This is a genomic window from Nostoc sp. 'Peltigera membranacea cyanobiont' 213 (assembly GCF_002245975.1).
Classification (GTDB): Bacteria; Cyanobacteriota; Cyanobacteriia; order Cyanobacteriales; family Nostocaceae; genus Nostoc.
The window spans coordinates 1-4,595 of the sequence record NZ_NOLI01000266.1 but is presented as its reverse complement, the minus strand read 5'-3'; the positions used below and the strand labels follow the sequence as shown (position 1 = coordinate 4,595).

Genomic DNA, 4,595 nt, shown 5'->3' with positions numbered 1-4,595 from the left:
GGGGACAAGGGGACAAGGGGAGCGGGGAGCAGAGAGAAAGAAATTCCTAGTCCCCAGTCCCCAGTCGCAGTTTATTTGCGGTCTTCGGGATTAGCAGCAACGGCTGGATCGGGTTCTGCTCTTAATACTGAGTTTGGCCCGCCAGACAAGATTGGATTGGGATCGGATAAGGGTACACCTTCGTTAGCCCTTTCCAAACCGTAGTCGTAGGGGCCTGTAGCCAGCACTGGGGTTCGATCAAAATTCTCGATCGCAGGTGGTGAAGTCGTCATCCACTCTAAGGTCAATGCTCTCCAGGGATTATTACCAGCTTTCTCGCCGTACAACCAACTCCAAATCGCATTGATGATGAAGGGAAATGTCGAAATTGCCAGTATGTAAGAACCATAGGTGCAGATTTCGTTCAATGTGGTGAACTTGGGGTCATATTGAGCGATCCGGCGATTCATGCCCATTAAACCCAGTTTGTGCATGGGTAAGAAGGTCATGTTTAAACCAACAATTGTCAAGGCAAAGTGAACCTTACCCCAAAATTCGTTTACCATCCGTCCCGTCATTTTCGGGAACCAGTGGTAAATGGCGGCAAAAATTCCTAGAACGCTACCACCAAATAGGACGTAGTGCAAGTGGGCTACTACAAAATAGGTGTCGTGAACGTGAATATCAAAGGGCACTGCTGCCAACATTACGCCACTGATGCCGCCGATTACAAAGGTGCCGACAAAGCCGATGGCGAACAACATGGCGCTGTTAAGCCGGATTTTTCCACCCCACATGGTTGCTAACCAGCTAAATATTTTAATCCCTGTGGGTACGGCGATGATCATGGTGGTGATCATAAAGAACATCCGCAACCAGCCGGGGATACCACTGGTAAACATGTGGTGCGCCCAAACAATTAGCCCCAAAAAGCTGATTGCTAGAGATGAATAAGCGATCGCTTTATAGCCAAAAATCGGCTTGCGGGAATGAATGGGGATAATTTCTGAAATTGCCCCAAAGAAGGGCAAAATCATGATGTAAACGGCTGGATGGGAGTAAAACCAGAACATGTGCTGGTAAACTACAGGGTCGCCACCGCCAGTTGGGTTAAAAAATGTTGTCCCGGCAATTAAGTCAAAGGAAAGCAGAATCAGACCTGCTGCTAAGACTGGGGTTGATACTAAAACCAGTGACGAAGTAGCGAACATCGCCCAACAGAACAAGGGCATTTTGTGGATGTCCATGCTGGGGATACGCATCTTGATCAATGTTACTAGAAAATTTATCGACCCCAAAATTGAGGACGTACCTAGCAGCAGGACACTCATAATCCAAATGCCCTCACCCACTTGTCCTGTTACCAAACTCAGGGGAGGGTAGGAAGTCCAACCTGCATCTGGTGCATCGCCTACCAATAAACTGGCGATAAGCAACACACCCGCAGGGGGAATCATCCAAAAAGCGACAGCATTCAGCCGAGGAAATGCCATATCTTTTGCCCCAATCATCAAGGGAATTAGATAGTTAGCAAATCCTGCTCCGGCTGGCACAATCCACAAGAAAATCATGATTGTGGCGTGCAGCGTGAATAGACTGTTGTAGACTTCCGGGGTGACAAAATCTACCTCTGGGGTTCGCAGTTCAGTGCGAACCAAGTCAGCCATTACGCCGCCAATGCAGTAAAAAATAAACGAAGTGACTAGGTATTGAATCCCAATCACCTTATGGTCGGTTTGAAAGCCAAAGAAGTCTTGCCATTTTCTGACCCCTGGTTCCTCAAGAAGGGCAGGGATATTGGCAGTTTCTTGCAACTGAGCTTGTGTCATAGTTGTTAGTCATTGGTCATTAGTCATTGGTCATTAGTCATTGGATTTTGACTAAATAACATAATTAGCTAATGGTGAACTTGATGGAGGATTTCTGGTTTAATTCCCATGTCCTTGGTGTAAGGAGCAAGAAAATCATTTGGGGATAAATTCGCTGGGTTAACAGCAACGGCTTGATTTAATGTTTCTTTGCTGGCAACAAGCTGTTCTTGCATCCACTTGTCAAATGCCTCTTCTGACTCAACAACTACTGGCGCTCTCATTGCACCGTGATAGGGGCCACAAAGTTCAGCACAGATCAGGACATAATCTCCTGCTTTTTTGGGGGTGAAGCGAATATTGCTTTGCCTACCGGGGATCGCATCTTGTTTGAGGCGAAACTCTGGCACCCAAAAAGCATGGATGACATCGTTGGCTGTCATATTGATTTCCACTTCTCGCCCGATGGGGACGTGCATTTCACCTGTAGTTATACCAGTTTCAGGATAGGTGAAAATCCAGGCGTATTGTAAACCAGTGACGTTGACCTGTAATTGTGCTGGTTTGCCTTCTCTATCAGGACTTTCGCCAATTGTTGGAGCAACACTACCGACACCTGGGGCATTCCGCAGTTGGGGAATTTGGTCAGCATTACGAACTTCTGCCGTAGCCGGATCTTGCATTGCCTCATCAGATTTTTCTTGATTGAGGTTGGGTTCGCTGCTGCCAGGAGTATCGCTTAAAGTTGCAGCCATAGCACTTCCATGCCCTGGCATTTTCATCGACTCCTGATTCATCGGCGCTTCATGGATAGCATGGGGATCAAAGCCACCGATTTCGTTGTAAACATCAAAGCTGTAAACAGAAATACCGATAACGATAATTGCTGGGATCGCCGTCCAGAGGATTTCTAGAGGTACATTGCCCTCAACTGGTGGGCCGTCTTCATTGTCACCTGCACGCCGACGGTATTTAAATGCAGAGTAAATTAAAATACCTTCGACTAACAGGAATATACCTGTAGAAACGATCATCATCGCGTTAAACAGACCATCCACCAAGACGGCTTCATCCGTGGCTGCTGCTGGCAACAGACCGTGATTTTGACCGTACCAAAGGCTGGCTAGCGTTAGCACGATGCCAATGAGTAATGTCCAGATTGAACTTGGAATCTTCACGGCTTACTTAATTGAATTTACTACGTTATCTTAAAGCTGCCCACTTACTAAGGTAGTCTAGGCTGGAAGGTATAGAGTCCAGAGGTCTGAAATTTTTATTAATTTTTTTAACTATTTTACTAATTTTGGGTACAAGGTGACTATTGGAGGCAAGAAGTAGAAGTAACCCTGATGCAGTTAAAAGCGTGGGATTGAAGCACTGGGTTTTATACCCAAAACTAAAGTTAAATTTTTCATTCATAATTATTTCCTTCTGCCCTCTGCCGATGCTCGCGGACTCGCCCCAAGCGCACTCCTGCAAAGAAGCAAGCTACGCCTAGGTCTCTAAGAGTTGCTATACCGCAGGCTTTATGCTGCGCCATTTTGCCTTCTTTCAAAAGTAGATAGAAATCAGTGGAAAAATTTAAGGAAAAATTTAGAATGTTTAAATTAATTGCGATCGATCAATTTTTCACATCTTGAAAAATACCTAAAGCTTCAGGCAAAACCTTCCTGAAGTGATTCAAAGTATAAGTGAGTGCTAATCTATAAACCCTGAGCCTATACGCTAGGGTGAAGATGGGACACTAAAAGAAAATTGAAAATTTTAAGAGATCCACCAAGAGCGGGCAGAAGGTATCCTTCATGAGCGAATTTGTCCTACAACAACAAAATGAAGCGGCAGTTGAGCAGCAAAAGCCCAAGGAAATGATTCGGCGCTTGGTGTGGAAAATATGCATAGCCACCTTAATTTTGATGGCAATAGGCAGTGCCACCCGCGTGATGAATGCTGGACTTGCTTGCCCAGACTGGCCCTTATGCTATGGCGAACTTGTGCCAGCCAAGCAAATGAATCTCCAAGTGTTTTTGGAGTGGTTTCACAGATTGGATGCAGCAATAATAGGTTTAAGCGCGATCGCACTTTTCGGTTTGTCCTGGTGGCATCGTCGTTTCTTACCCTCTTGGCTACCTTGGGCATCCACATTCGCCCTGTTTTTAATCGTCTTCCAAGGCATCTTGGGAGGACTCACCGTTACCGAACTGTTGCGGTTTGATATCGTTACCGCCCATTTAGGAACGGCGCTGTTATTTTTTAGTACCCTCCTGATTATCGGCACAGCACTCACCCCCTATCAGGGGACTGGAACCGTTGGTAAGTTGCCTTGGGTAGGTTTAACTGCTGCTGTTCTGGTTTACCTGCAAAGTCTCTTGGGTGCTTTGGTAGGCTCTCGCTGGGCGCTACACCAATGCTTAGGCGGTTCTCAACTTTGTACTGTGATGTACAGCCATATTGCTGGTTTGGTGCCGCCAACAGTGGCAATCTTGGCAATGGTATTTATCTGTTGGCGGACACCAGCACTACATCCAGCCTTACGGCGACTGGCAAATATCGCTGGTGGGTTGTTGACATTACAAATCTTGTTGGGATTCGCCACTTTCAAATTACATCTCCAAGTCGAGCCTCTCACTGTCTCTCATCAAGCTATAGGAGCAGCTTTGCTGGGTACTTTGGTGGCTTTCACAGTTCTTGCACTACGTGACTCAGTTAGTGCCGATTCACGAGTGCTGTTAGCGGAAGCGGGGCGTTTAGCCAGTGTTGAATAGGGAATGGGGCATGGGGCATTGGGCAATAATTAATACTTCTCTCTCC

4 protein-coding genes are annotated in these 4,595 nt (G+C 46.3%); 1 reads left to right on the top strand and 3 read right to left on the bottom strand.

The window, feature by feature from the left end; translation table 11 throughout:
* Positions 1–71: 71 nt before the first annotated feature.
* From ctaD to CDG77_RS38805, 3 genes are all read right to left on the bottom strand, one after another.
* Positions 72–1,808 (bottom strand): cytochrome c oxidase subunit I, encoded by a 1,737-nt coding sequence (gene ctaD, locus CDG77_RS33555; protein ID WP_094333481.1) that lies wholly within the window; start codon positions 1,806–1,808, stop codon positions 72–74.
* A 68-nt stretch (positions 1,809–1,876) separates the two neighbouring features.
* Complete coding sequence (locus tag CDG77_RS33550; RefSeq protein ID WP_094333480.1) at positions 1,877–2,965, bottom strand: cytochrome c oxidase subunit II; 1,089 nt, start codon at positions 2,963–2,965, stop codon at positions 1,877–1,879.
* Positions 2,966–3,198: 233 nt separating this feature from the next.
* Positions 3,199–3,327: a hypothetical protein gene (locus CDG77_RS38805; protein WP_258169517.1), complete on the bottom strand. Its 129-nt coding sequence runs from the start codon at positions 3,325–3,327 to the stop codon at positions 3,199–3,201.
* Positions 3,328–3,589: 262 nt separating this feature from the next.
* Between CDG77_RS38805 and CDG77_RS33540 the strand changes: the two genes are divergently transcribed.
* Positions 3,590–4,549, top strand: coding sequence for a COX15/CtaA family protein (locus tag CDG77_RS33540; protein ID WP_094333478.1), 960 nt, complete (start codon positions 3,590–3,592; stop codon positions 4,547–4,549).
* Positions 4,550–4,595 lie beyond the last annotated feature (46 nt).

Excerpts from the sequence above, each read along its gene's own strand:
- CDG77_RS33540 (WP_094333478.1), top strand. The coding sequence starts at position 3,590 with ATGAGCGAATTTGTCCTACAACAACAAAATGAAGCGGCAGTTGAGCAG.
- ctaD (WP_094333481.1), bottom strand. The coding sequence starts at position 1,808 with ATGACACAAGCTCAGTTGCAAGAAACTGCCAATATCCCTGCCCTTCTT.
- CDG77_RS38805 (WP_258169517.1), bottom strand. The coding sequence starts at position 3,327 with ATGGCGCAGCATAAAGCCTGCGGTATAGCAACTCTTAGAGACCTAGGC.